Source organism: Photobacterium sp. DNB23_23_1 (assembly GCF_052873815.1).
The window spans coordinates 1-257 of sequence record NZ_JBNNXT010000127.1 but is presented as its reverse complement, the minus strand read 5'-3'; the positions used below and the strand labels follow the sequence as shown (position 1 = coordinate 257).

Below are 257 nucleotides of genomic sequence, written 5' to 3'. Positions count from 1 at the left end.
GCCTTTGCGATTTTCGGTCACGGTAATGTGACGTGCTTTGGCCAGCAGCTAAAGAATATTGAAGATAAAATCCCAACCTGGCGCGGTCAGAACGAACAGTCGATGGCAACAGCAGCCATTGCATACGCTAAGGCTAACCAGCGCCGCCGCATCGGTATTGCGACCAGCTCTATCGGCCCTGGTGCCACCAACATGGTAACCGCTGCCGGTATCGCGCACACTAACCGTCTACCTCTTCTACTTATCTCTGGTGATGC

At 53.7% G+C, this 257-nt stretch carries 1 protein-coding gene; it reads left to right on the top strand.

Annotated elements, in window-relative coordinates; all coding sequences use genetic code 11:
* A partial coding sequence (locus ACVA53_RS25115) for a thiamine pyrophosphate-binding protein (RefSeq protein WP_446506637.1) occupies positions 1–257 on the top strand: 257 nt, incomplete at both ends.